Source organism: Streptosporangium sp. NPDC087985, assembly GCF_044741965.1.
Lineage (GTDB): Bacteria > Actinomycetota > Actinomycetes > Streptosporangiales > Streptosporangiaceae > Streptosporangium.
Genome location: NZ_JBIUTQ010000014.1, coordinates 71,367 through 95,883, shown reverse-complemented (window position 1 = coordinate 95,883; position 24,517 = coordinate 71,367). Strand labels below are relative to the sequence as shown.

The 24,517-nt window shown below is 68.7% G+C and carries 26 protein-coding genes; 5 read left to right on the top strand and 21 right to left on the bottom strand.

Annotated elements, in window-relative coordinates:
* Positions 1-79 precede the first annotated feature (79 nt).
* Together ACIN94_RS23335 and ACIN94_RS23330 are read right to left on the bottom strand one after the other, a co-directional pair.
* A complete protein-coding gene (locus ACIN94_RS23335) occupies positions 80-415 on the bottom strand; it encodes an ArsR/SmtB family transcription factor (protein ID WP_400709504.1) in 336 nt (111 codons plus the stop codon).
* Between the two features lie 2 nt (positions 416-417).
* On the bottom strand, positions 418-612 hold the full coding sequence (locus ACIN94_RS23330; protein ID WP_400709501.1) for a hypothetical protein: 195 nt from the start codon (positions 610-612) through the stop codon (positions 418-420).
* A 289-nt stretch (positions 613-901) separates the two neighbouring features.
* On the opposite strand from ACIN94_RS23330, the gene ACIN94_RS23325 reads away from it, so the two are divergent.
* Positions 902-1,069, top strand: coding sequence for a DUF3073 domain-containing protein (locus tag ACIN94_RS23325; protein WP_400709498.1), 168 nt, complete (start codon positions 902-904; stop codon positions 1,067-1,069).
* A 156-nt stretch (positions 1,070-1,225) separates the two neighbouring features.
* Here the strand turns inward: ACIN94_RS23325 and hisG are convergent, their stop codons facing one another.
* The 18 genes from hisG to ACIN94_RS23235 all read right to left on the bottom strand — a co-directional run bounded on the left by hisG (position 1,226) and on the right by ACIN94_RS23235 (position 19,336).
* Positions 1,226-2,071, bottom strand: a complete 846-nt coding sequence (gene hisG, locus ACIN94_RS23320; RefSeq protein ID WP_400709495.1) for an ATP phosphoribosyltransferase — start codon at positions 2,069-2,071, stop codon at positions 1,226-1,228.
* Between the two features lie 59 nt (positions 2,072-2,130).
* Positions 2,131-2,394: a phosphoribosyl-ATP diphosphatase gene (locus ACIN94_RS23315; RefSeq protein ID WP_400709492.1), complete on the bottom strand. Its 264-nt coding sequence runs from the start codon at positions 2,392-2,394 to the stop codon at positions 2,131-2,133.
* Complete coding sequence (locus ACIN94_RS23310) at positions 2,391-3,353, bottom strand: ATP-binding cassette domain-containing protein (RefSeq protein WP_400709489.1); 963 nt, start codon at positions 3,351-3,353, stop codon at positions 2,391-2,393. The genes ACIN94_RS23315 and ACIN94_RS23310 overlap by 4 nt, the downstream gene beginning before the upstream one ends.
* A complete protein-coding gene (locus ACIN94_RS23305; RefSeq protein WP_400709486.1) occupies positions 3,353-4,294 on the bottom strand; it encodes an ABC transporter ATP-binding protein in 942 nt (313 codons plus the stop codon). Before ACIN94_RS23305 ends, ACIN94_RS23310 begins: the two co-directional genes overlap by 1 nt.
* 127 nt (positions 4,295-4,421) lie before the next feature.
* Positions 4,422-5,306 carry an ABC transporter permease gene (locus ACIN94_RS23300; RefSeq protein ID WP_400709483.1) on the bottom strand — a complete coding sequence of 295 codons (885 nt, stop codon included), beginning with the start codon at positions 5,304-5,306 and terminating at the stop codon, positions 4,422-4,424.
* On the bottom strand, positions 5,303-6,298 hold the full coding sequence (locus ACIN94_RS23295; RefSeq protein ID WP_400709480.1) for an ABC transporter permease: 996 nt from the start codon (positions 6,296-6,298) through the stop codon (positions 5,303-5,305). The genes ACIN94_RS23300 and ACIN94_RS23295 overlap by 4 nt, the downstream gene beginning before the upstream one ends.
* A gap of 113 nt (positions 6,299-6,411) precedes the next feature.
* Positions 6,412-8,175, bottom strand: a complete 1,764-nt coding sequence (locus ACIN94_RS23290) for an ABC transporter substrate-binding protein (RefSeq protein WP_400709477.1) — start codon at positions 8,173-8,175, stop codon at positions 6,412-6,414.
* 388 nt (positions 8,176-8,563) lie between these two features.
* Positions 8,564-10,270: a DEAD/DEAH box helicase gene (locus ACIN94_RS23285; RefSeq protein WP_400709474.1), complete on the bottom strand. Its 1,707-nt coding sequence runs from the start codon at positions 10,268-10,270 to the stop codon at positions 8,564-8,566.
* Positions 10,271-10,634: 364 nt separating this feature from the next.
* Entirely contained in the window at positions 10,635-11,000 is a 366-nt protein-coding gene (locus ACIN94_RS23280) for a metal-sulfur cluster assembly factor (RefSeq protein ID WP_400709471.1), read from the bottom strand.
* Entirely contained in the window at positions 10,997-11,434 is a 438-nt protein-coding gene (gene sufU, locus ACIN94_RS23275; protein WP_400709468.1) for a Fe-S cluster assembly sulfur transfer protein SufU, read from the bottom strand. The genes ACIN94_RS23280 and sufU overlap by 4 nt, the downstream gene beginning before the upstream one ends.
* Before the next feature lie 19 nt (positions 11,435-11,453).
* A complete protein-coding gene (locus tag ACIN94_RS23270; protein ID WP_400709465.1) occupies positions 11,454-12,713 on the bottom strand; it encodes a cysteine desulfurase in 1,260 nt (419 codons plus the stop codon).
* Positions 12,713-13,450 carry a Fe-S cluster assembly ATPase SufC gene (sufC, locus tag ACIN94_RS23265; RefSeq protein WP_400709729.1) on the bottom strand — a complete coding sequence of 246 codons (738 nt, stop codon included), beginning with the start codon at positions 13,448-13,450 and terminating at the stop codon, positions 12,713-12,715. Before sufC ends, ACIN94_RS23270 begins: the two co-directional genes overlap by 1 nt.
* Before the next feature lie 41 nt (positions 13,451-13,491).
* Positions 13,492-13,806 carry a Rieske (2Fe-2S) protein gene (locus ACIN94_RS23260; RefSeq protein ID WP_400709462.1) on the bottom strand — a complete coding sequence of 105 codons (315 nt, stop codon included), beginning with the start codon at positions 13,804-13,806 and terminating at the stop codon, positions 13,492-13,494.
* Positions 13,803-14,921, bottom strand: a complete 1,119-nt coding sequence (sufD, locus tag ACIN94_RS23255) for a Fe-S cluster assembly protein SufD (protein ID WP_400709459.1) — start codon at positions 14,919-14,921, stop codon at positions 13,803-13,805. Before sufD ends, ACIN94_RS23260 begins: the two co-directional genes overlap by 4 nt.
* The gene (sufB, locus tag ACIN94_RS23250; protein WP_400709456.1) at positions 14,921-16,333 is read right to left on the bottom strand and encodes a Fe-S cluster assembly protein SufB; all 1,413 of its coding nucleotides are present in this window, start codon (positions 16,331-16,333) and stop codon (positions 14,921-14,923) included. The genes sufD and sufB overlap by 1 nt, the downstream gene beginning before the upstream one ends.
* Positions 16,330-17,118 carry a helix-turn-helix transcriptional regulator gene (locus ACIN94_RS23245; protein WP_400709727.1) on the bottom strand — a complete coding sequence of 263 codons (789 nt, stop codon included), beginning with the start codon at positions 17,116-17,118 and terminating at the stop codon, positions 16,330-16,332. Before ACIN94_RS23245 ends, sufB begins: the two co-directional genes overlap by 4 nt.
* 105 nt (positions 17,119-17,223) lie before the next feature.
* Positions 17,224-18,459, bottom strand: coding sequence for a multidrug effflux MFS transporter (locus ACIN94_RS23240; RefSeq protein ID WP_400709453.1), 1,236 nt, complete (start codon positions 18,457-18,459; stop codon positions 17,224-17,226).
* A 109-nt stretch (positions 18,460-18,568) separates the two neighbouring features.
* On the bottom strand, positions 18,569-19,336 hold the full coding sequence (locus tag ACIN94_RS23235) for a VOC family protein (protein ID WP_400709450.1): 768 nt from the start codon (positions 19,334-19,336) through the stop codon (positions 18,569-18,571).
* Between the two features lie 180 nt (positions 19,337-19,516).
* Between ACIN94_RS23235 and ACIN94_RS23230 the strand changes: the two genes are divergently transcribed.
* The 4 genes from ACIN94_RS23230 (at position 19,517) to ACIN94_RS23215 (ending at position 23,791) form a co-directional block, all read left to right on the top strand.
* Positions 19,517-20,425: an ABC transporter ATP-binding protein gene (locus tag ACIN94_RS23230; protein ID WP_400709447.1), complete on the top strand. Its 909-nt coding sequence runs from the start codon at positions 19,517-19,519 to the stop codon at positions 20,423-20,425.
* A gap of 43 nt (positions 20,426-20,468) precedes the next feature.
* Entirely contained in the window at positions 20,469-21,236 is a 768-nt protein-coding gene (locus ACIN94_RS23225) for an ABC transporter permease (RefSeq protein ID WP_400709444.1), read from the top strand.
* Between the two features lie 200 nt (positions 21,237-21,436).
* Positions 21,437-22,810 carry a glycosyltransferase family 39 protein gene (locus tag ACIN94_RS23220; RefSeq protein WP_400709441.1) on the top strand — a complete coding sequence of 458 codons (1,374 nt, stop codon included), beginning with the start codon at positions 21,437-21,439 and terminating at the stop codon, positions 22,808-22,810.
* A gap of 63 nt (positions 22,811-22,873) precedes the next feature.
* Positions 22,874-23,791 (top strand): EamA family transporter, encoded by a 918-nt coding sequence (locus tag ACIN94_RS23215; RefSeq protein ID WP_400709438.1) that lies wholly within the window; start codon positions 22,874-22,876, stop codon positions 23,789-23,791.
* A gap of 5 nt (positions 23,792-23,796) precedes the next feature.
* On the opposite strand, the gene ACIN94_RS23210 is transcribed toward ACIN94_RS23215, so the two are convergent.
* Positions 23,797-24,477 carry a GntR family transcriptional regulator gene (locus ACIN94_RS23210; protein WP_400709435.1) on the bottom strand — a complete coding sequence of 227 codons (681 nt, stop codon included), beginning with the start codon at positions 24,475-24,477 and terminating at the stop codon, positions 23,797-23,799.
* Positions 24,478-24,517: the final 40 nt, after the last annotated feature.

Genomic DNA, 24,517 nt, shown 5'->3' with positions numbered 1-24,517 from the left:
GCGCACAGGCGTCCCATCCGAGCAGCGGGGAGGCGATCCGCTGAACCGGGCACGCAGTCGCAGCCCGCACCGGCCACCGTCACCTACGGGTCTCCGCACGCAACTCGGCCAGCAGCTCACCCTGGCCTGCCAGCAACTCGGTCAAAATCCACCGTGCGGCAACCATCAGCTCGGCCACATCGGGGATGGACAGGGCGTACACGACGGTGGGCCCCTCGCGGGTGGCGGTCACGATACCGGCGCGGCGCAACACCGCCAGTTGCTGGGAGAGGCTGGAGGCTTCGACGTCGATCGCGCTCAGCAGGTCCCGGACCGGCAGAGGACCGTCCTGCAGCAGTTCGAGCACTCGGACCCGGACCGGATGTCCGAGCGTGCGGAAGAACTCGGCCTTGGCCTGGTACAGGGGCACCGGCATGGTCAGGCCGCCCCGTCTGCGGGTGCGTCGCCCGTGTATCGCACGTCAACGCCATGCTGCTCGGCTATGCGCAGCAGGTTCTCCAGCCGTCCGGACAGCACCTCGACAGCGTGGTCGTCGAAAGCCTGCCGCATACGCCGCAGTTCGACGATGACCTCGTCGACGCGTGCCCGTAGCTCGGTGGCGAACTCGCTCATGCCCCTCACCTCCCGTCAGTTCGACCAGCACCCATCGCCTGTACGGTGAGCACAGAAACTTATGATGTAGCAAATTGCATAATTGTTCAAATCGTAAGGACTCTCGGTAGAATGCCAGCGGAAGCCCGTTCCGGATGTCGCCCCACCGATCCAGATCGGGTCAGGATGGGGGGCATCTCCAAGCGTGGCTACTATCCGGCAAGGCTTGATATAGCGTGTCAAGTCATGCCAATGCGATGAAGCACAGGGACCAGAGGCCGGGGACGGCCTACAAGAGGGAGTACAGCCAATGGGGCGGGGTCGAGCCAAGGCGAAGCAGACGAAGGTGGCCCGTGAGCTGAAGTACGGCAGCCACGACATCGATCTCGCGCGGTTGCGCAAGGAACTCGGTGCCGGTGACCGTTCCGCGCCGAACGACGAAGTTGACATTCCCGCCGACGAGCCGGCCGACCGTTAGACCCGAGAGGGGACGCACTCACCGCTCCGGCGCGTGACTCCGGTCGCGCCCGGCCTCCTTCTCGTGGAGACGGCCGGCGATGTCCAGCCGGCTCCCGGCCCGGCGGCCTGATGATCGAGGTGGCCCCGCCCCGGACGACCGGGGCGGGGCGGCCACTCAGAGGCGGCAGGCGAAGATGGCGGTGACCAGGATGGCCTTCGCCCCGATCTCCCAGAGCTGGTCCATCACCTGCTGGTGCCCCTTACGCGGCACCATGGCGCGGACCGCGACCCAGCCCTCCCGGTGCAACGGGGAGACCGTGGGACCCTCCATGCCCGGGGTGAGGGCGATGGCCTCATCGATCCGCTCGGCCCGGATGTCGTAGTCCATCATCACGTAGTCTCGCGCCACCAGCACGCCCTGCAGGCGGCGGCTGAGCTGCCGCACCCCCGGGGTCTCGGTGGCGCCGATCCGCTTGATCAGCACGGCCTCGGAGCGGGTGATCGGCTCACCGAACACCTCCAGGCCGATGTTGCGCAGCGTGGTGCCGGTCTCCACGACGTCGGCCACGGCGTCGGCCACGCCCAGCCGGATGGCGGTCTCGACCGCGCCGTCCAGCTTGATCACCCGGGCCTCGACGTCCTGCTCGGCGAGGTAGGCGTTCAGCAGCCCGGCATAGGCGGTGGCGACGCGCCTGCCCTTGAGATCCGTGACAGAGGTGAACTGGCCCGGGTTGGCGGCGAAGCGGAAGGTGGACCTGCCGAAACCGAGCGGCATGATCTCCTCGACCTGCGCGCCGGAGTCGTGGAGCATGTCGCGGCCGGTGATCCCGGCGTCCAGGGTGCCCTCGCCGACGTAGACGGCGATGTCCTTGGGACGCAGGAAGAACAGCTCGCAGGAGTTGTCGGGGTCGACGACCACGAGCTCCTTGCTGTCCTTGCGCGGACGGTATCCGGCTTCCTTGAGTATCGTCTGGGCGGCCTCGGTGAGGGCGCCCTTGTTGGGAACGGCGAGACGCAGCATGGCGTGGAGCTCCTTACATGGATGTCGGTTTCTACGAGGCTGAAGCCGGGCTCACCGGCTCACAGATGCTTGTAGACCTCGTCCAGCCCGATCCCTTTCGCGATCATGAGAACCTGCACGTGGTAGAGGAGCTGGGAGATCTCCTCCGCGGCCCGCTCGTTCGACTCGTGCTCGGCCGCCATCCAGCTCTCGGCGGCCTCCTCCACGACCTTCTTTCCGATGGCATGGACCCCGGCGTCCAGCGCGACCACGGTCCCCGAGCCCTCGGGCCGGGTACGCGCCTTGTCGGACAGCTCGGCGTACAGCTCTTCGAAGGTCTTCATGATCTCTCTCGGCGTCGTCGGATGTGCCCTCCCAGCCTAATGGGCCTCCGGGCCCGCATGTGTGCACGTCCACCGTCTGGACGGGGTACGGTGATCCGCCGGTCATCGACCTGCCTGACGAAGTGGCCGGGCTCGGCCTCCACCAGGGCGGAGGGACCCTGCGGCCCGTCGTCCGCGGAAACGGCGGGCGCGCCGTCCCACTTGGCGCTGAGCTGCGGCACCGAGGCGAGCAACCTGACCGTGTAGGGGTGCAGGGGGGCGCCGAACACCTTGTCCGTGGAGCCCGCCTCCACCACCTGCCCCCGGTACAGGACCACGGTCTGCTCGCTGATGTAGTTTCCCAGCGAGAGGTCGTGGGTGACGAACAGCACGCCGAGACCGCGCGACTTCAGGTCGGCGAGCAGGTTGAGCACGTCGATCCGGGTGGAGGCGTCGAGCATGCTGGTGATCTCGTCGGCGACCAGGAACCTGAGGTCGAGCAGGAGCGCCCTGGCGATCAGCAGACGCTGTAGCTGACCGCCGCTGAGCTGGTGCGGGTATTTACCGAGGACCTGGCCGGGGTTGAGCCTGACGTCCTTGAGTGATTCCTCGATCCTGCCGTCCCACTCCGTGGCGGCGACCCCGGGGAAATACTCATCCTTGATCATCCGTAGCACGCGGTCGGCTTTGAATACCGGGTTGTAACAGCTGAACGGGTCCTGGAAGACGCCCTGCACGTGGCGGTAGTAAGCCTTGCCCGGCTTCGCGGGAGCCCCGTCGAGGGTGATCGAACCTCCCGACGGGGACAGCAGCCCGAGGACCATCTTGCCGATGGTGGTCTTGCCGCTGCCGCTCTCGCCGATGAGGGAGACCACCTCACCGGGCCGCAGGGCGAGGCTCACATCGTCGACGGCGGTCAGGGTCCTCCCGCCGAAAGCGCCCACCTTGTAGGTCTTGGTGACTCCGTCGAGTTTCAGCATCAGACCTTCCAGCAGGCGACGTGGTGGCCGGGGTCGACCTCGACCACCGGGGGCTCCTCGGCGCACCTGTCGAACGCCAGGGGACAGCGGTCCCTGAACCGGCACCCGGTGGGCGGGTCCAGCAGGGAGGGCGGCTCGCCGGGGATGCCGGAGAGCCGTCGGTCGGCGTACCGGACGCCGACCTCGGGCAGCGAGGAGATCAGCAGCCGGGTGTAGGGGTGGCGCGGCTCGGTGACGATCACGCCCGCCGGGGCCTTCTCCGCGAGCTTTCCGGCGTACATGACCATGATCGTGTCAGCGATCTGGTAGGTCAGCGAGATGTCGTGGGTGATGAAGATCATGCTGCGCACGAAGCCCCGGTCCCGGAACTCCACGAGCGTCCTGGCCACGGCCTGCTGGGTCGACACGTCGAGCGCGGAGGTGATCTCGTCGGCGATGAGCAGGGAGGGGTCGAGCAGGGTGGAGATGACCATCACCATGCGCTGCTTCATACCGCCGGACAGCTCGATCGGATACCGCTGCAGGACCTCGACCGGCAGCTCGACCAGGGCCAGGCGGCGCACCAGCTCGTCGGTGTCCAGGCGCTCCCCCCGGGAGCTGAGCAGCTCGGCGACCATCCTGCCGATCTTGCGGGTGGGGTTCATGGCGCTCATGGAGTACTGCGGGATGATGGACACCTCCCTGAAGCGGAAGCGGTTCATCCGGTGATCGTCCCCGATCGGCAGCTCCTCACCGTCGAGTTCGGCGGTGCCTCCGGCCAGCCGCATCCGGCCGTCCATCCTGATCAGGCTCTTGCCGAGGGTGGTCTTGCCGCAGCCGGACTCCCCCGCCAGCCCGAGGATCTCCCCGTCTCCGACGTCGAAGGTGACGCCGTCGAGCGCCTTCACCTCTCCGCGCAGAGTCCTGTAATGGACCCGCAGGTCCTTCACGCTCAGGGTCACGAGACCTCCATCAGGCGGACCCGCAGGTCGTTCACACTCGGGGTCATGCCGTCCGCGCGCGGGTCGGTCCCCCGCGACATCACGAGGCCTCCCTCTGGTCGCCCCGGCCTCCTGTCTGGCTTGTCCACTACAGCTCCCGCAGTTTCGGGTTGAACACCTCGTCCAGGCCGACGTTCATGACGTAGAGAGCACCGACGATGGCGGTGATTCCGGCCCCCGGTGGTACGAACCACCACCACAGGCCCAGATGGAGCGCGCTCCAGCGGGCCGCGTTGTTGAGCATCAGGCCGAGCGAGACGCCCTGGCTCGGTCCGAGCCCGATGAAGTCGAGCGAGGCGGCGATCAGGATCGATCCGCCGAACAGCAGGATGAACGTCATGAACAGGTAGGAGCTCATGTTGGGCGCGATCTCCCTGGAAATGATCTTCCAGGTGCGCACGCCGCTCAGCCGGGCCAGGTCCACGAAATCCCGCGAGCGCAGCGAGAAGGTCTGGGCCCTGATGGCCCTGGCCGCCCAGGGCCAGGAGGTGAGCCCGATGAAGAGCGCCTGCACGCCGACGCTGCGGATCCCCAGATAGGCGTTGATGATCAGGAGTACCGCCAGCGCGGGCAGGACCAGGATGATGTTGGTGAGCATGTTCAGCACCTCGTCGACCAGCCCGCCCCGGTAACCGGCGGTGAAGCCGATCACCATGCCGATGAACGCGGCCAGCCCGCCGCCGAGCACCCCCACCAGGAAGGTGGCCTGCAGGCCGTACACGAACTGGGCGAAGATGTCCTGGCCGAACATGGTGGTGCCGAACCAGTGCTCGCCCGAGGGCGCTGCGGCGGGGAGGCCGACGTAGGCGTTCGGATCACCCTGGGTCAGCAGCGGGCCGAAGACGGCCAGAACGAGCAGCGGGAGCAGTACGGCCAGTCCGGCGAGGAGCTTGCCGTTGCGGACCGCGAAGTACAGGGCCTCGCGACGCCTCGCGGGAATGCCCTCGGAGCGCTTCACGGGGATGGCCGTCATGCCGCCTCGCCTCCCATTCCCGCCCTGGTCCGCGGATCGACCAGGACGTAGACGACGTCGATGATGAAGTTGGCGACCAGCACGCCCACCACGATGAACAGGAAGGCCCCCTGCAGCAGGAAGAAGTCCTGGTTCTGGATCGCCTGGAGGATGAGATGGCCGAGCCCCGGATAGGAGAACACGATCTCGGTGACCAGGGCGCCCGCCACGAGCACCCCGAGCTGCAGGGCCAGCCCGGTGATCTGCGGCAGCACGGCGTTCCTGAACGCGTAGCGCCGGATCAGCCGCTGGGGCGCCCCGAGCGAGGCCAGGTAGGTGGAGTAGTCGGCCTCCAGCTCATAAATGATCATGTTGCGCATGCCGATCGCCCATCCGCCGAACGCGACGAGGAAGAGCGAGGCGAACGGCAGGAACCAGTGGAACGCCAGGTCGCCGACGAACTCCCAGGACCAGTTCGGCCGCATGGCGAAGCTGTAGCCGCCGGAGACGGGGAAGACACCCGCGACGATGCCCAGCCCCCAGGCCAGCAGGATGGCCAGCCACATGTAGGGGGTCGCGGTGAGCACGTAGCCGATGGGCAGCGCCGTGTTGTCCAGCCACCTACGCCTGGCCGCGAACGCGCCGAACCTGTTGCCCGCCCACCAGCTGAGCAGGATGGCCGGGATGAGCAGGGCCAGCGTGTACGGCACGGCCCGCACGATGACGTCGGTCACGGGCGTGGGGAACAGCCAGATGCTGATCCCGAGGTCACCCTGGAACAGCGCGGCCCAGAAGTTGCCGTACTGCCGCCAGAGCGGCAGGTCGAGCCCGAACAGGCTGGTGTAGTGCGCGCGCATGGCCTCCACGGCGTCAGGCTGTGAGACGTTGGCCCTGGCGAGCATGCTCTGCACGGGGTCGCCCGGCATGAAGCGCGGGATCATCCAGTTGATCGTGACGGCCATGATGAAGGTGAGCCCGTAGACGAGCAGCTTCCTGCCGAAATAGCGTCGCAAGCGATCCTCCCGAATCGGCGAGATGAACCCCCTTCCCCTCTCTGGTGGCCCGCGAGGGCCTCCGTAGCTCCTCGCGGACACGCCCGAGAGGGGGAGGGGGGCGGGATCGCCGGTCAGCCGCCGGCCGGCTTGAGCTCGGTGAGGGTCAGGACGCCACCCAACTCAAGCCAGTTGCGCCACATGGTCGGCGGGGACTTGGGGGTGCCGGGTGCCGAGGAGGGCCAGTTCGTCCAGACCGCGTTGCTGGTCTGCGCCCACAGGCCGTTGTACCAGAGCGGGATCACCGGCATGTCGTCCAGCTGGATCTTCTGGATCTCCGAGGCGACCTGCTTCATCCCCTCGACGTCATCGATCTTCTTGCCGTCGAGCTCGGCGACGAGGTCCCAGGCCTTCTCGTTCTCGTAGCGGCCGAAGTTGACGGTGTTCTGCAGCTTGTTGACCGGCAGCTGGAAGATGTAGTCGTAGTACATCCAGGGGGTGTTGGACAGCTGCCGCTCGTTGTTGATCAGCAGGTCGAACTTGCCGGACCCGCGCTGATCGACCAGGGCGCCGTAGTCGGGGAACTCGGCGGTGAGGTCGATGCCCGCGGCCTTGGCGCCCTCCGCGATGACCCGGCTCGCCTCCATCCAGTCGGTCCACCCGGCCGGGACAATGATCTTCAGTGAGGCCTTGGAGCCGTCCTTGTTCTCCACGAACCCGTCACCGTCGGTGTCCTTGTACCCGGCGTCCGCCAGGAGCTTCCTGGCCTTCTTGGTGTCGAAGGAGAAGCCCTTCTCGGCGACCACGGTCTGGTCGACGTACTTGTCCCACTGGGGCAGCAGGCCCGTGGGGCCGGCCGCCTTGACCAGGTTGCCGTAGACGCCCTCGACGATCTTCTTGGTGTCGATGGAACTGGCGACCGCCTTGCGGAAGGCGGGGTCGTCCATCGGCTTCTTCTTGGTGTTGAGGACCAGGAAGGCCGTGTTGGCCGACAGCATGTAGGGCGGTTCGGAATAGTAGGTCTGGATGCCGAAGTCGCCCTTGACCAGGTTGGCCACACCGGGCAGGAAGTTGTTGCTGAGGTCCAGGCCCTTCTGCAGCAGCAGGCCCATCGCCACCTCGTTGCTGGAGTTGACGATGTCGACGACGTACTTGGGCTTGACGTCCTTGCCCAGCGCCGCCGTGGCCCACCACCCGTCGCGCTTGACCCAGGCCATCCGGTCCTGGTCGTGGCTGTGGTAGGCGTACGGTCCGGTGCCGACCGGCTTGTCGTTGGTCCCGTTCATCACCTCTTCCTCCGAGCGCCCCTCCCAGAGGTGCTTGGGGACGATCGCGTTGTTGTAGACCCAGTTGGCCCACTGCTGGTGGTTGGCCTTGGAGAAGGTGAACGTCACCGTCTGGTCGTCGGTCGCCTCCGCCTTCTCCAGCCAGGTCCACAGGTTGGCGTAGGGAACCGTCTTCATCTTGCCGAGCTCGACCGTGAAGACCACGTCGGCGGCGGTGAAGGGCTTGCCGTCGGCCCAGGTGACGCCCTTGCGGAGCTTGAGCTCGTAGGTCCTGTCGCCGGTCCAGGTGCCGCTCTCCGCCAGCCAGGGCGTGAACGTGTCCGTCTGGGGGTCGTACAGGAAGAGCGTCTCGTAGACGAGCCCCTTGGTCCCGGTGGCCGAGTCCCAGGTCCGCAGGGGGTTCCAGTTGGCCGGCGGACCCCACTGGGTGCCGCTGGTGTAGAGGGTCTCGTTGCGCGGAAAGGAGCCGTCGGCCGCGGAGGCCGGGGCCGAGCCGCCCGAGGCCTGCGGTGGCGAGCTGGGGGCGGACGGCTGTGTGGAGCCCCCCGTGCAGCCTGCCGCGAGCAGGCAGGTCACCGCGCCAAGGGCCAGGAACCGCCATCGAGTCCGCATCGTTTATTCTCCTCTACAGCATGGGAGCGCTCCCACTCGACTTCCGCGCAACCGCATGCGATTACTGAACCGGATAAGTATCGTGACCGTAAAGTCCATATGTCTAACGTGTCAATAGTTGACTGGACCGGTTCAGTTGCCATCGGGGTAATCAGCGGAGAAAGACCCTGACAGAACCGGCGGCCGCGGAGGTCACCGGGCGGCCCTGAGTCTCCACGCCCCCAACAGGCAGCCGAGCGTGCCGGAGAGACCGGGGCCCGGGCACGGCGAAGGGGCCGGTACGGCGACTGCCGTACCGGCCCCTTCGGATTTCTCAGCTTCGATCAGTCTCGGCGGACCACGGCCCGATCAGCCACCGTGGTGGCCCTCCGGGTGCCCGCCGTGACGGTCAGCGGCCGTAACGACCGGTGGTGTGATCGCCGCGGCCACCGCGGAAGCCCGCGCCACGCGAGCCGCCGCGGTTGTCACCGCGGCTGTCGGAACGGCCCTCGGCCCGGAACGGCTCGCCGCTGCGGAACGGCTCACGCCGCTCACCGCCGCGGTATCCGCCGCCGGTGGAACGCTCACCGCGGAAGGGCTCACGGTCGCCTGCGGGGCGGTCGCCACGGTAGCCACCACCGCTGGGACGGTCACCGCGGTAGCCACCGCTGGGACGCTCGGAACGGTACTGGCCGCGCACGTCGCTCACGCTGCCGTTGTTGCCGCGCTCGCCACCGCGACTGTCGTCACCGTAGGAGCGCTCGCGGGGCTGGTGGCCCTCGCCGCCGTGGCCGGGACGGTCACGGAACCGGCGCGGGCCACGGCCGCCACCGTTGCCGAAGCCGCGACGCTCCCGCTGCTTGGGGGCCGGAGCCGAGGGCTCCCAGACCGGGATCGGCTCACCGCTGGGCCTGCGCGCACCGGCGACCTCCTCCAGGCGCGGATGCCCTGGGGTGGCCTTGAGGCGGAAGGGCTTGATGCCCGCGCGACGGGTCATCGCGTCGGTGGACCGGCGCTCGTTGGGGAGCACCAGCGTCATGACGGTGCCCTTCTCCCCGGCGCGAGCGGTACGGCCGCCGCGGTGCAGGTAGCTCTTGTGGTCCTGCGGCGGGTCGACGTGCAGCACGAGGCTGATGTTGTCGACGTGGATGCCGCGGGCCGCGACGTCGGTGCAGACCAGAACGTTGATCGCACCTTCCTTGAACTCGGCCAGGATGCGGGTGCGCTGGTTCTGGCGCTTGCCGCCGTGCAGGCCGCCCGCCTTGATGCCGACCTGGGCGAGCTGCTTGCACAGCCGGTCGACTCCGTGCTGGGTGCGCACGAAGATGATGGTGCGGCCCTCGCGGTTGGCGATCTCCGCGGTCACCGGGAACTTGTCGTCGCGGTGCACCTCGAGCACGTGGTGCTCCATGGTGTCCACCGAGGACGCGGCCGGGGCCATGGAGTGGGTCACCGGGTTGGTGAGGAAGCGGCGGACCAGCTTGTCCACGTCGCCGTCGAGGGTGGCGGAGAACAGCAGGCGCTGGCTGTCGGCCGGGGTCTGCTGCAGGATCGCGCTGACGACCGGGAAGAAGCCGAGGTCGCACATGTGGTCGGCCTCGTCCAGGATGGTCACCTGGACCTGGTCCAGCGTGCACTCGCCCTGCTGGATCAGGTCGGTCAGCCGGCCGGGCGTGGCCACGACGACTTCGACGCCGCGACGCAGCGCCTCGATCTGGCGGCCCATGGACATGCCGCCGACGACGGTCTTCATCCGCAGGGACAGTCCCCGGCCGAGCGGCTCGAGCGCGTCGGTCACCTGCATGGCCAGCTCGCGGGTCGGCACCAGCACGACGGCGAGGGGGTGGCCCGGGCGGGCCTTGCTCCCGGCGATGCGGGCCATCATGGGCAGGCCGAAGGCCAGCGTCTTGCCGGAGCCGGTCTGGCCTCGGCCCAGAACGTCGTTGCCGGCCAGGATGTCGGGGATCGTCGCCCGCTGGATGGGGAAGGGGCTGTCGATGCCCTGGCGGGAAAGCCCGGTCACCAGGGGCTTCGGCAGGCCGAGGAGGATGAACTCGGACGGCCCGGCGGGAACCTCGGGGATGTCGGTGATTTCGGGCAGGGCAGCGTCAAGCATGGTCACGAAGATTCGTGCCTTTCGATAGAAGAACGGGGCACGTCACTTCTGCGAAAGGACGAGCCTGGAGCGCGCGGCCTGAGGCCGCGCTTGATCAACGCCCGCATTCGGGGCGGTAGTGCGGTGCAAGTCGAGGCGCACCGCACGGGGCGGGTCTAGCTTACCCGCACGCAGTCAAACCACGATCAAGCATACCCGGCCTTCGCAGCGCCAGGTGTTCCGGGGCGTCCGACATCATGCGGACGCTTGCCCGTTGTTGGAGCCAACGCTCCGAGCCGGGCTTTTCTTCCCGGCATGGGGCATCCTCTCACACAATCCGGTACGGCCCACACCTCGGGAGGTGCGAACCGTACCAGAACGGGGATCAGACGTTGAAACCGAGCATCCGCAGCTGCTCACGCCCGTCATCGGTGATCTTGTCCGGGCCCCACGGCGGAAGCCAGACCCAGTTGATCTTCACATCGGAGACCATGCCCTCCAGGGCTGAGTGCGCCTGGTCCTCGATGACGTCGGTCAGCGGGCAGGCCGCGCTGGTCAGCGTCATGTCGATGGTCGCGATCGGAGGGGTACCGGCCTCCGCGGCGTCGAGGTTGACCCCGTAGATCAGACCGAGGTCGACGACGTTGATGCCGAGCTCGGGGTCCACGACGTCCTTGAGCGCCTCCATGACCTCGTCAAGGGTCGTCTCCCCGTCATACGCCGCCGTCGGCGTCTCAACAGGCTTGCTCATGCAGAACTCCTCACAACCGCGTCCTTGTATGCCATCCAGGCCAGCAGCGCGCACTTCACCCGGGCCGGGAACTTGGCGACCCCGGCGAACGCCACCGCGTCCCCCAGCACGTCCTCGTCCGCCTCGACCTGACCCCTGCTCTGCAGGAGCCGGGTGAACTCCTCCACCACGGCGAGCGTCTCGTCCACGGTCGAGCCGGCGGCCAGCTCGTACAGCACCGAGGCGGCGGCCTGGCTGATCGAGCAGCCCTGGCCGTCGTAGGAGACGTCCTCGACCTTGCCGCCGTCGCCCAGCTTCACGCGCATGGTGATCTCGTCGCCACACGTGGGGTTCACGTGATGGACCTCGGCGTCGTAGGGGTCGCGTAGACCACGTCCCTGCGGATGCTTGTAGTGCTCCAGGATCAGCTCCTGGTACATGGACTCGGCGATCATCTCAACTGCTCCGGCATGGCTAGGCGAACACCTTCTGCACGTGGTGAAGGCCGCGAACCAGGGCGTCGATCTCGGCCGGGGTGTTGTAAAGGTAGAAGGACGCCCGCGTGGTGGCGGGGATCCCGAACCTCAGGTGCAGCGGACGGGCGCAGTGATGCCCCACGCGCACCGCCACCCCAAAGTTGTCATCCAGGATCTGCCCAACATCGTGCGGGTGAATCCCCTGGAGGGTGAACGACACCGTGCCGCCGCGCTGGTCGAGGTTGGCCGGGCCGATCACCCTCAGGCCCGGGATCTCTCCCAGCGCACCGAGCGCGTAGCCGGTGAGCTCGCGCTCGTGCCGGGCGATGGCGTCCATACCGATCGCGGACAGGTAGTCCACCGCGGCGCCGAGACCGACGGCCTCGACGATCGGCGGGGTGCCCGCCTCGAACTTGTGCGGCGCGGGGGCGTAGGTCGAGCGGTCCATCCAGACCGCCTCGATCATCTCCCCGCCGCCCATGAAGGGGGGCATGGCCTCAAGCAGTTCCCCGCGGCCCCACAGCACACCGATCCCGGAGGGGCCGACGACCTTGTGCCCGGTGAAGGCGAGGAAGTCCACCCCGAGCGCGGCGGCGTCCACCGGCTGGTGGGGCACCGACTGCGAGGCGTCCAGCATCATCAGCGCCCCGACCTGGCGGACCCTGGCAAGCACCTGGTCGACCGGGTTGACGGTACCGAGCACATTGGACTGGTGCACGATCGAAACGATCTTCGTGCGCTCGGTGACCAGTTCTTCGAGGCCCGACAGGTCCAGGCGGCCCTCGTCGGTGACCGGGAACCACTTCAGCGTGGCGCCGGTGCGCTGCGCGAGCAGCTGCCACGGCACGATGTTGGAGTGGTGTTCCATCTCGGAGATGACGATCTCGTCGCCGGGCCCCATGCGGAATCTGGGGTCGGAGTTGGTGGGGTTACCGAAGGCGTAGGCCACCAGGTTGAGCGCCTCGGAGGCGTTCTTGGTGAAGACGATCTCGTCGCGGCTCGGCGCGCCGACGAAGGCGGCGATCTTGTCGCGGGCGGTCTCGTACGCCTCGGTGGACTCGGCGCCCAGCGCGTGCATGGCACGGCCGACGTTGCTGTAGTGCATGGCCAGGTGCTCGCGCATGATCTCGATCACCTGGGTGGGCTTCTGCGCGGAGTTGCCCGAGTCGAGATAGACCAGCGGCCGACCGCCGGGCAGCTCGCGGGAGAGGACCGGGAAGTCCTTCCTGATCCTCTCCACGTCAAAGCCGGCGTTCATCAGGCGGAGGCCTTCGTGTAGGCCTCGTAGCCCTCGGCCTCGAGCTTGTCGGCGAGCTCGTGGCCACCCTGCTCCACGATCCGGCCGGCCGCGAAGACGTGGACGAAGTCCGGCTTCACGTAGCGCAGGATGCGGGTGTAGTGGGTGATGAGGAGGACTCCGGTCTCGCCGGAGGCGCGGAAGCGGTTGATGCCCTCGGAGACCACGCGCAGCGCGTCGACGTCGAGGCCGGAGTCGGTCTCGTCGAGAACGGCGATCTTCGGCTTGAGCAGCTCGAGCTGGAGGATCTCGTGGCGCTTCTTCTCACCGCCGGAGAAACCCTCGTTCAGGTTGCGCTGGGCGAAGGCGGCGTCGATGGACAGGGCGTCCATGCCGGTCTTCAGGTCCTTGGCGAACTCGCGGAGCTTGGGAGCCTCACCGCGCACGGAGGTGACCGCCGAGCGCAGGAAGTTGGAGACGCTGACGCCGGGGACCTCGACCGGGTACTGCATGGCGAGGAACAGGCCGGCGCGGGCACGCTCGTCGACCGACAGCTCCAGCAGGTCGACGCCGTCCAGCAGGACCTGTCCGCCGGTGACGGTGTACTTCGGGTGACCGGCGAGCGCGTAGGCGAGCGTGGACTTGCCCGAACCGTTGGGGCCCATGATGGCGTGGGTCTCGCCGGCCCGGACGGTCAGGTTGACGCCGCGCAGGATCTCCTTGTCCTCGACGGCGACGTGCAGGTCACGGATCTCCAGGGTGGACCCCGAGCGGACTCGGCTCGAATCAGACACTGTTATTACTCCTTCGAGAGCGAGACGAGAACGTCATCGCCGTCGATCTTGACGTGGTAGACGGGGACGGGCTTGGTGGCGGGCGGCCCGGTGGGCTTGCCGGAGCGCAGGTCGAAGCACGAGCCGTGCAGCCAGCACTCCAGGGTCTCGTCGTAGACCTCGCCCTCGCTGAGTTTCACCTCGGCGTGGGAGCAGACGTCGTGCAGGGCGAAGACCTCCGAGCCCCGGCGGACCAGGGCGACCGGGGTCCCCCCCACCTCGAGGCCGATCACTCCGTCATCGGGGATGTCGCTGAGCTTGCAGACCTTTTCGAATGTCACTTCTCAAGCTCCGCCTCAACCTTGGCGAGCACCCGCTCACGCAGTTCGGGAAGCTCGATCTTCTCCAGCAGCTGCGCGAAGAAGCCCCGGATGACCAGACGGCGCGCCTCCTCGAAGGGGATGCCGCGGGCCTGGAGGTAGAAGATGTGCTCGTCGTCCAGGCGGCCGGAGGCGCTGGCGTGACCCGCTCCGGCGACCTCGCCGGTGAGGATCTCCAGGTTCGGCACCGAGTCGGCGCGGGCGCCGTCGGTGAGCAGGAGGTTGCGGTTGAGCTCGTAGGTGTCGGTGCCCTCGGCCTCGACACGGATGATGACGTCGCCGATCCACACGGCGTGTGCGTCCTGCCCCTGCAGCGCGCCCTTGTAGGTGACGTTGCTCTTGCAGTTGGGGTGGGAGTGGTCCACCAGCAGGCGGTGCTCCAGGTGCTGTCCGGCGTCCACGAAGTACAGGCCGGTCAGGTCGGCGTCGCCGCCGGGGCCGCAGTAGGAGACCGACGGCGAGAGCCGTACCAGGTCGCCGCCGAGGGTGACCACGAAGCTTCTGAAGGTGGCGTCCTTGGCGAGCTGGGCGTGGTGGTGGGAGACGTGCACGGCGTCGTCGGCCCAGTCCTGCAGGCTGACGACCTTGAGCGTGGCGCCCTCGCCCACGACGAACTCGACGTTGTCGGCGTAGGTCGCGCTCCCCTGGTGGTCCAGGACGAAGACGGCCTCGGCCATCGGCTCGAGCGTGACCAGGATGTGGCCGTAGGCGGCACCCTCGCCGGATCCGGTCAGGGTGATCACGGTCGGCTTGGAGGCGACGGCCTCGCGCGGGACCGTGAGGACGGTCGCCTTCTCGAAGGCGGCGTAGGCCTGGGCGCTGACCCGGTCGGCCGGCACGTAGGACCTGCCGAGCCGCTGGTCGTCACGGCCCACGGTCTCCACGGTGACCTCGGGGGCGGCATCCACGTGGACCACCACACCGCCGGCTGCGGCGGCACCGTCGTGCAGGCCCTTCAGGCGCGACAGCGGGGTGAACCGCCACTCCTCCTCACGGCCGGTGGGGACCGGGAAGTCCGCCACGTCGTAGGAGGCCTTCTCGTGGAGGGTCGACAGGGGTTTGGTTTCGAGGCCCATCAGCCGACGGCTCCTTCCATCTGCAGTTCGATCAGGCGGTTCAGTTCGAGGGCGTACTCCATCGGGAGCTCGCGCGCGATCGGCTCGACGAAGCCGCGCACGATCATCGCCATGGCCTCGTCCTCGTTCAGACCGCGGCTCATCAGGTAGAAGAGCTGGTCGTCAGAGACCTTGGAGACCGTGGCCTCGTGTCCCATGGAGACGTCGTCTTCACGCACGTCCACGTAGGGGTAGGTGTCGGAACGGCTGATCTGGTCGACCAGCAGCGCGTCGCACTTGACCGTGCTGGCGCTGCCGTGCGCGCCCTCCTCGATCTGGACCAGACCGCGGTAGGAGGTACGGCCGCCGCCGCGGGCGACGGACTTGGAGATCACTGTGGAGCTGGTGTTCGGCGCGAGGTGCACCATCTTGGACCCGGCGTCCTGGTGCTGGCCCTCGCCCGCGAAGGCGACACTCAGCGTCTCACCCTTGGCGTGCTCGCCCATCAGGTAGACGGCCGGGTACTTCATGGTGACCTTGGAGCCGATGTTGCCGTCGATCCACTCCATGGTCGCGCCCTCGTAGGCGACGGCGCGCTTGGTGACCAGGTTGTAGACGTTGTTCGACCAGTTCTGGATGGTCGTGTAGCGGCAGCGGGCGCCCTTCTTCACGATGATCTCCACGACCGCGCTGTGCAGCGAGTCGGAGGAGTAGATCGGCGCGGTGCAGCCCTCGACGTAGTGGACGTAGGAGTTCTCGTCCACGATGATCAGGGTCCGCTCGAACTGGCCCATGTTCTCGGTGTTGATCCGGAAGTAGGCCTGGAGCGGGATCTCCACGTTGACGTTCGGCGGCACGTAGATGAAGCTGCCGCCGCTCCAGGTGGCCGTGTTCAGCGCGGCGAACTTGTTGTCGCCGACCGGGATCACGGTGCCGAAGTACTCCTTGAAGAGCTCCTCGTGCTCCTTGAGGGCGGTGTCGGTGTCGACGAAGATGACGCCCTTCTCCTCAAGGTCCTCGCGGATCTTGTGGTAGACGACCTCGGATTCGTACTGGGCGGCGACGCCGGCGACCAGGCGCTGCTTCTCCGCCTCGGGGATGCCCAGCTTGTCGTAGGTGGACTTGATGTCGTCGGGCAGGTCCTCCCAGGAGGCGGCCTGCTTCTCGGTGGAGCGCACGAAGTACTTGATGTTGTCGAAGTCGATCCCGCTGAGGTCGGAGCCCCAGTTCGGCATGGGCTTCTTGCCGAAAAGACGCAGGCCCTTCAGTCGAAGGTCCAGCATCCACTCCGGCTCGTTCTTGAGCGCGGAGATGTTACGGACGACTTCCTCGGACAGGCCGCGACGGGCCGTCGATCCGGCAGCGTCCGAGTCGGCCCAGCCGAACTTGTAATTACCGAGGCCTTCCAGCTCCGGGCGGTCGGTGACAGTCACCTTCCGGTCTCCTTGCTCGATGCGTCATCGATCGTTTGTTGCCTTATGGGTGGTCGCGCCTGCGCGGGTGCCCGCTCGCTCGCTTCTCCCGCACCCGGCTCGGTCGCTCTGTGCGGGCTCACGTGGGTGGTGCACACCCCATCGCCGTGGGCGATGGTCGCAAGCCTCTGCACCGGCGTGCCGAGAATCTGCGCGAACGCCTCCGTCTCGGCCTCGCACAGCTGCGGGAACTCCGCCGCCACGTGCGCCACCGGACAGTGATGCTGACACAGCTGCTCGCCGCCGAGACTGGCCTTGCTCGCCGAGGCCGCATAGCCGTCGGCCGACAGGGCCTCGGCCAGAACACGGACCCGCTGGTCGGCGGGGACCTTGCTCATCTCCTGCTGCAGCCGGCCGACGAGGCCGGACACCTGCGACCGGGCGAACTCCGCCACCGCGTCCTCACCCACGCGCTCGGCGAGGAACCGTAGCGCGTTTCCCGCGAGTCCGTCGTAGGCGTGCTCGAAGGCGCTGCGCCCGGCGTCGGTTATGGCGAACAGCTTCGCCGGCCGTCCTCTTCCCCGCTGACCGCGGGGCCGGGCCGTACGAGGCTCGATCATTCCCTCGGCCAGCAGCGCGTCCAGATGACGGCGGACGGCGGCCGGGGTGAGGCCGAGCCGTTCGCCGAGGGCGGCGGCGGTGATGGGGCCGTGCTCCAGGATGAGCCGGGCGACACGCGCACGCGTGCTGTGCTCGGCGGACACGCCGGAGATACGCCCGGCGGCGGTCTCCTCGGTGCCTGTCATCTGGGTCACGTATTTCACAACATCAGTGTGGCCTAATTCCTTCCCGGCTGACAAACCGGAGGCCGGCCCACCGGCAATGCAATTTGTCACGCAGGCGAGCCTTACCTAACCCATGGAAACGCCGGCCGGAGCTCTCCGCAGGCCGACAAAGACGGCGAAAGCGGCAAAGGTGAGCCCGGCCAGGACGGAGGCCATCGGCAGCGCCGAGCCCTCGCCACCCAGCCCGACGAGCGGGGCGGCGATCGCACCGAGGGCGAACTGCAGCACGCCGGTCAGCGCCGAGGCGCTCCCCGCCACCTGCTGGGGCTGGCCGGCCAGCGCGAGCGCACCGGTGCCCGGCAGGACGAACCCGGCCCCGCACATCATCACGGACAGCGCCGCGATCAGCATCGCGAGGGGCAGGTCGAAAAGTGCGGTGACGAGGAGCATCCCCGCTCCGGCCATCGAGAGGAACAGGCCGATGAGGATCAGCCGTGCGGGAGCCACCCTGCGTCCGGCGAGCCGGCCGCCGATCTGCGCGGTGAGGGTCAGGCTGAGCGCGTTCAGCGCGAACACCAGCGAGAAGGTCTGCGGCGAGACGCCATACACCTGCTGGAGCACGAATGGCGAGCCGGAGATGTAGGCGAACATGCCGCCGAAGCCGAGACCTCCCGCCAGCGCGCTGGCCATGAAGGCGCGGTTGCGGAGCAGGCGCCCGAAGGTGACGAGGGTGTGCCCAAGGCCCCCGCTCTCGCGCCGGTCGCGGGGAAGGGTCTCGCGCACCCCGGACAGCGCGGCGGCCAGCAGGAGGAGTCCGACGACGCTCAGTGAGACGAACACGCCGCGCCAGGAGGTGTGGTTGAGCAGCTGCGCGCCCGCGATCGGGGCCAGGATCGGCGCGAGACCGCTGACGAGCATGAGGGTGGCGAAGATACGGGCGATGGCCGCTCCCTCGTACAGGTCGCGGACGACCGCGCGGACGATCACCAGCGCGGCGCCGCCGGCAATGCCCTGGAGCAGGCGGAAGCCGATCAGCCCGTAGATCGAGGGCGAGAAGGCGCACAGCAGCGAGGCCACGGCATAGGCGGCGATACCGACCAGCAGCGGCATCCGGCGGCCGCGCACGTCGCTGAGCGGACCGGCGACGACCTGCCCGATGGAGACGCCGACGAGACAGGCGGTCAGGGTGAGTTGCACCTGAGCCTGCCCGGCGTTCATCTCCCCGGCGATACCGGGGAACGCGGGCAGGTACATGTCGATGGAGAGGGGTCCGATCGCGGACAGCGCGCCCAGAATGAGCAGCAACAGTCCTCTGCGCCGCGCGACCGGCGCGACCTCCGGTTCGGCGACCGCCGTGCTCATGCCAAGATCCCCTTTACCCTTACAGGCCACAGTGGGCCCGCAAGGGCCAGGGATCTCAAACCACGGTCAGGTCATCCCCATTCCCAGAACGGGGAAATTCCATAGAAGGTCATGTCTGTCCGATGACCGCGAAGACCGCGAGCTGGGGATCCGCCAGCACCGCCAGCGTTCCCCGGGGCGTCGGCTCCCTCAGGTCCACCACGGTGCCGCCCAGTTCCCGGGCCTTCACCACGGTGGCGGCGACGTCCCCGACCGCGAAGCAGGTCAGCCAGTGCGGCGGCGTGTCCGGCGGAAGGGGCGGGCCCGTCCGGGCCATCCCGGCGACGGACTGGCCGTCCACCTGCCATTCGACGTACGGGGTGACTCCCGTGCCTGCCTCCTTGACCTCCCAGCCGAAGACGGCCGGATAGAAGGACCCGCACGCGGCGGTGTCCCCGGTGACCAGCTCGTTCCAGGCGAGCGCGCCGGGCTCACCGGAGATCTCCACGCCCTGGTGCCGGCCCATCTGCCATGCCATGACGAAGGCCCCGGAGGGGTCCTGGAAGGCGGTTGTGAAGCCCCCGCCGGAACAGCCCGCCGGCTCCATGACGACCCTTCCCCCGGCCTCACGGACCCTCGCGGCCGTGATCTCGGCGTCGTCGATGGCCACGTAGGTGTTCCAGGCGGAGAGCACTCCCTCTCCGGAACTCGGCTCGATGCCCGCCACGGCCTTCCCGTTCAGCGTGAACCTTCCATACCCGCCGGACTCCGGGCGCGGGTCGAACACCGCCTCCCAGCCGAAGATCTCCCGGTAGAACCGGACCGACAGGGTGACGTCGGTGCTCGACAGATCGGCCCAGCACGGGACGCCGGATTTGCAGCCACTCCGTTCGGACACGCCGAACCTCCTCACGTCATGATTCGGGACGCACCCAGCGTTACATGGGCGGCTTGGGTCACCTGGCAGGCGATCAGGGCCCTTGACGGGATCCGCCCGAAGCCTTTTACCGGGCATGGTGGGCTCCGGGCAGCAGGTCCGGGAACGTGACCGGCCGGTACAGTGCCTAAACTCGTGGCCATGGAATCCGCAGCCGTCGAGATCGTCGACCTGGTCAAGAGATACGGCCGGACGACGGCGATCGACGGCCTCACCCTCAGTGCCGCCCGTGGCGCGGTCACCGCGATTCTCGGGCCCAACGGCGCGGGCAAGACCTCGACCATCGAGATCTGCGAGGGATTCCGCCGCGCCGACGGCGGCACCGTGAGGGTGCTCGGACTCGCCCCGTCCAACCCGGAGCTCAGGGCGAGAATCGGAGTGATGCTCCAGGCGGGGGGCGTGCCCCCGGCGATGCGCTGCGGGGAGTGGCTGCGCCTGATGGCCCGCTTCCACGCCAATCCGCTGGACCCGGTGGCGCTGATGGGCAGGCTCGGGCTGACCGAGCACGCCCGCACGCCGTACCGCAGGCTCTCCGGCGGCCAGCAGCAGCGCGTTTCACTGGCCGGAGCCGTCATCGGCCGCCCCGAGCTGGTCTTCCTCGACGAGCCGACCGCGGGGCTGGACCCCCAGGCCCGGCACGCGTGCTGGGAGCTGGTGGACGACCTGCGGGCCTGCGGGGTTTCGGTGGTACTCACCACCCACCACATGGATGAGGCGGAGAAGCTCTCCGACCGGGTCGTGATCATCGACCATGGCACGGTGGTGGCCGAGGGCACCCCGTCCTCGCTCACCGGCGCCGAACGGCAGCTGCGCTTCCGCGCCCGGCCCGGACTCACCCTGGACGAGCTGCTGACCGCCCTGCCCGCCGGAAGCACGGCCAAGGAGTCGCCCTCGGGGCACTACATCGTCGAGGGACAGGTCGGCCCCGAACTGCTGGCGACCGTGACCGCCTGGTGTGCCGCCGAGGGCGTCACCGCCGACGATCTCAGCATCGAGCGCCGCACCCTGGAAGACGTCTTCCTGGAGCTGACCGGCCGGGAGCTCCGATGACCCTTCACCGAGTACTGCTCACGCCAGACCGCAGGAGAGCGCTGTGACGACCCTGGACCTCACCCCCGCCCCGGGGGCCGCGCCGCTGCACCGGATGGTGCTGGCGCAGACGGGCGCGGAGATCCGGGCGATGTTCCGCAACGGCGAGCAGCTCCTGCTCACGATGGTCATTCCGATCCTGCTGCTCGTCGGGTTCTCGGCCGCGCCGCTGGTGGACGTCGGCGATGGCCCCCGGGTGAACTTCATGACTCCCGGCGTGCTCGCGCTGGCCGTGATGTCCACGGCCTTCACCGGACAGGCCATCGCGACCGGTTTCGAGCGCCGCTACGGCGTGCTGAAGCGGCTGGGCGCGACCCCGCTGTCGCGGACCGGGCTGATGCTGGCCAAAACGCTCGCGGTGATCGCCGTGGAGATCATCCAGGTGGTGGTCATCAGCGGAGTGGCGTCCGTCCTGGGCTGGCGGCCCGCGGGCTCCCCCCTGGCCGCACTCCTGCTGATCCTGCTGGGCACCGCCGCGTTCAGCGGGCTCGGCCTGCTGATGGCGGGCACCCTGCGCGCCGAGGCCACTCTCGCCGCGGCCAACCTGGTCTTTCTGATCCTGCTCGGCTGCGGCGGCGTGATCTTCCCGATGTCGAAGTTCCCCGCCTCGGTGCAGCCCGTCCTCGAACTGCTGCCGATCTCCGCCCTGGCCGGCGGGCTCCGCTCGGTCCTGACCGAGGGCACCGGCCTGCCGATGGCCGCGACGGCGATCCTGGCGGTGTGGGCCACGGTCTCGCTCTTCCTCACCTCGCGGACGTTCCGCTGGGAGTGACCGGGAATCTTTGGCATTCTCTGAGCAGCCATTACCCGAACCTCCCGCAATAAATGATCAAGAACCTCTAGCATCCCCGGGTGATCATTACCGGAGCGCGTTCTTCATGCGCACCGGCGACACGACAACCGGGGCGAATATGGCCAAACCTGGCGATGGGTCTTGCCGCAACGATTGTCGCCGTCGTCGGCTCATCAACGGTGTCCCAGTCGTCGGACGAGATGGCCACCCTCAGTGCGGCCCGCCGGAGTGCGACCGGGCTGTGGGAACTGACGCAGCACATCGACGGGCACTTCCTGCCCTACTACGCCTTCATGCACCTGTGGCTGGAGTTCGGCCAGGCCCAGTGGTGGCTGCGGCTGCCCTCGGCGATCGCCACGGGGGTGGCGGCCTCGCTCATCGCCGATCTGGGGCGGCGCCTGCACTCCCTGCCCGCCGGGGTGACGGCCGCCACCGTCTACGTGTTCCTGCCGTCGGTCTCCTACCACGGGCAGAACGTCCGCTCCTACGCCTTCGCGGCCGCAGCCGCGGTGCTGGCCGCCTGGACGCTGCACCGCGCGGTCGAGGAACCTGAGCGGCGCGGCTGGTGGAAGTACGCCGCGGCCGTCGCGCTGCTCGGCTGCACGCAGGTGTTCGCCCTGCTCGTGCTGTCCGCCCACCTGCTCGCCGTGGCACTGTACGGCAGGGGCGTTCTGGTCAGGATGCTGCCGTTCATGGCCGCCGGGTGCGCTCCCGGAGCCGTCTGGGCCGCGGTCGGCTTCAACGAACGGCACGCGATCAGCTGGATCGAACTGCCCGACCCCACGGTCTTCCTGGCCCTGCCCTGTACGGCCGCGGGCACCGCGCCCGCGGGCTACGTCCTGGTGGCACTGGCGCCGGCCGCCCCGCTCCTGCTGCGCCGGCACCGCCCCCACCGGCTCTGGGTCACGCTCCTGGCCGGCTGGGCACTCCTGCCGCCCATCCTGCTGTTCGGCCTGTCCCACCTGGCCGCCCCCGTCTACGTCGACCGCTACCTGTTCGCCACGGTGCCCGCGTACGCGCTGCTGGCCGGTCTGGCGCTCGCCTCGATGTCCCATGTGCTCGCCACACTCCTCCTGGCGACCACCCTGATCGCGGGGCTGCCCGGGCAACTGGATCTCCGCAGGGAGGACGGGCACCACGAGAACTTCCCCCGCGCGGTGCGGATCATCGCGTACGGGGCTCTCCCCGGCGACGCGATCATGTACGGCGGATCGTGGCTGCGGACGGGGATGCTCTACTACGGAGGGCGGGACCTCGCCGACGACGTGCTGCTCAGGGACCCCGCTCCCCTGCCGGGGTCCTTCGACTACCCGGAACGCACCGACATCGCCGCTGCCCTCGACGGGCACGAGCGGGTCTGGATGCTCTGGCGCGGGAGCCTCCGGAAGATCGCCACGGGGGGTGAGAGGATCGGCGCACTGGTCCCGGCGGGATTCACCCGGCGCCAGGCATGGCGCGTGGGACGGAGGCCCAGCATGACCGTGGCGCTCTACACCCGGTGGGCCGATCCCGCATCGCGGACGTCGCACCGGCGGCGGCCCGCGGCCCAGTAGGGTGTGCGCGACTCGGTAAGGTGTGAAAGACCACGTAGCCCCTGGCTCAAGGAGCCCTCCCTCATGACAGCCGATTCCCTGCGTGGGCCCGCCGAGCCGTACAGGCCGGGTCTGCCCAGGCCGGGAGCGCTGCTGCGGGCAGCCTCCGACGCCATCCCGCCATCCGGACTGGTCCTGCTGGCCATCCTGTCGGTCCAGGTGGGCGCGGGCTTCGCCAAGGATCTGTTCTCCCAGCTGCCGCCGAGCGCGGTGGTGTTCCTGCGGATCGCGACGGGCGCACTCATCATGGGCGTGGTCGCCCGGCCCCGGCTGAGGGGACTGACCCGCGCGGACCTCGGGCTGGGAGTGGCTTTCGGCGTGACGCTGGGCGCGATGAACCTGTCGTTCTACGAGGCGCTGGCCCGGCTGCCCATGGGCATCGCGGTGGCGATCGAGTTCCTCGGCCCGCTCGGGGTGGCGGTGGCCGCCTCGCGCCGCCGCCTGGATCTGTTCTGGGTCCTCCTGGCCGGATCAGGCGTGGCGCTGCTGGCCCCCTGGGGGGCCGCGTCATCGCGGATCAGCTGGGCCGGGATCGCGTTCGCGCTGGTCGCGGCGGTCTGCTGGGCGGGCTACATCCTGCTGTCGGCCGCCGTGGGCCAGCGCTTCCCCGGCACGACCGGCCTGTCCTTCGCAATGATCGTGTCGTTCCTGGTGATCGCCCCCGTGGGGATCGGCACGGGCGGCACCGACCTGCTCCGGCCCGAGCTGCTGCTGATCGGGCTCGGAGTGGGCCTGCTGTCGTCGGTCATCCCCTACTCGATCGAGCTGGAGGCCCTGCGCAGGATGCCCAAGCGGGTGTTCGGCATCCTGATGAGCCTGGAGCCGGCGGCGGCCGCGATGGTCGGACTGCTCGTGCTGGGCGAGGTGCTCGACGTGCGCGAATGGGCCGCCATCGGGTGCGTGGTCGTCGCCAGCGTGGGTGCGACCCGCAGCGCCCGCTGAGGGCTCTACTCCGGCGTGCTGGCCCAGATGCCCCGGACGTGCTGGATGTGGCCGCGCATCAGCCGCTCGGAACCGTCCTTGTCGCCGGCGGAGAGCAGATCGAGCAGGTCCAGATGCTCGCGGGCGGAGTCGATGAGGCCACCGCGCGCGTAGAGGGCCGACAGGCCGTACAGACGGGCCCGCTTGCGCAGGTCGCGCACCACGTCCACCAGGTGAGCGTTGCCCGCCAGCGTCAGGAGCTCCACGTGAAAGCGGATGTCGGCATCCACGTAGGCGAGCAGGTCACCGCGCTCGGCCGCGTCGACGATCTCCTGGGCCACCGGACGGAGCAGCTCGAAACTCTCCGCCCGGGCCTCGTCCGCCAGCCGCGCCACCGTGGGCACCTCGATGAGCCGGCGGATCTCGGTGAGCTCGTCCAGGTCGCGGTCGGACAGCTCGGTGACCCGGAAGCCCTTGTTCCGCACCGCCTCGACCAGACCCTCCTTCGCCAGGTCGAGCATCGCCTCGCGCACCGGCGTGGCCGAGACGCCGAACTGGGCGGCCAGCGCCGGCGCCGAGTAGACCGTTCCCGGCCGCATCTCACCGGTGATCAGTGCGGCCCGCAGCGCGTGAGCCACCTGCTCCCGCAGACTCTGCCGTTCGCCCACGACCGGTAGATCGAGCCGGTCCCCCGCCGAAGGAGCCATCCCAGCGCCTCTCATCTCGCTCGCGTCCACGCCTCGCAGG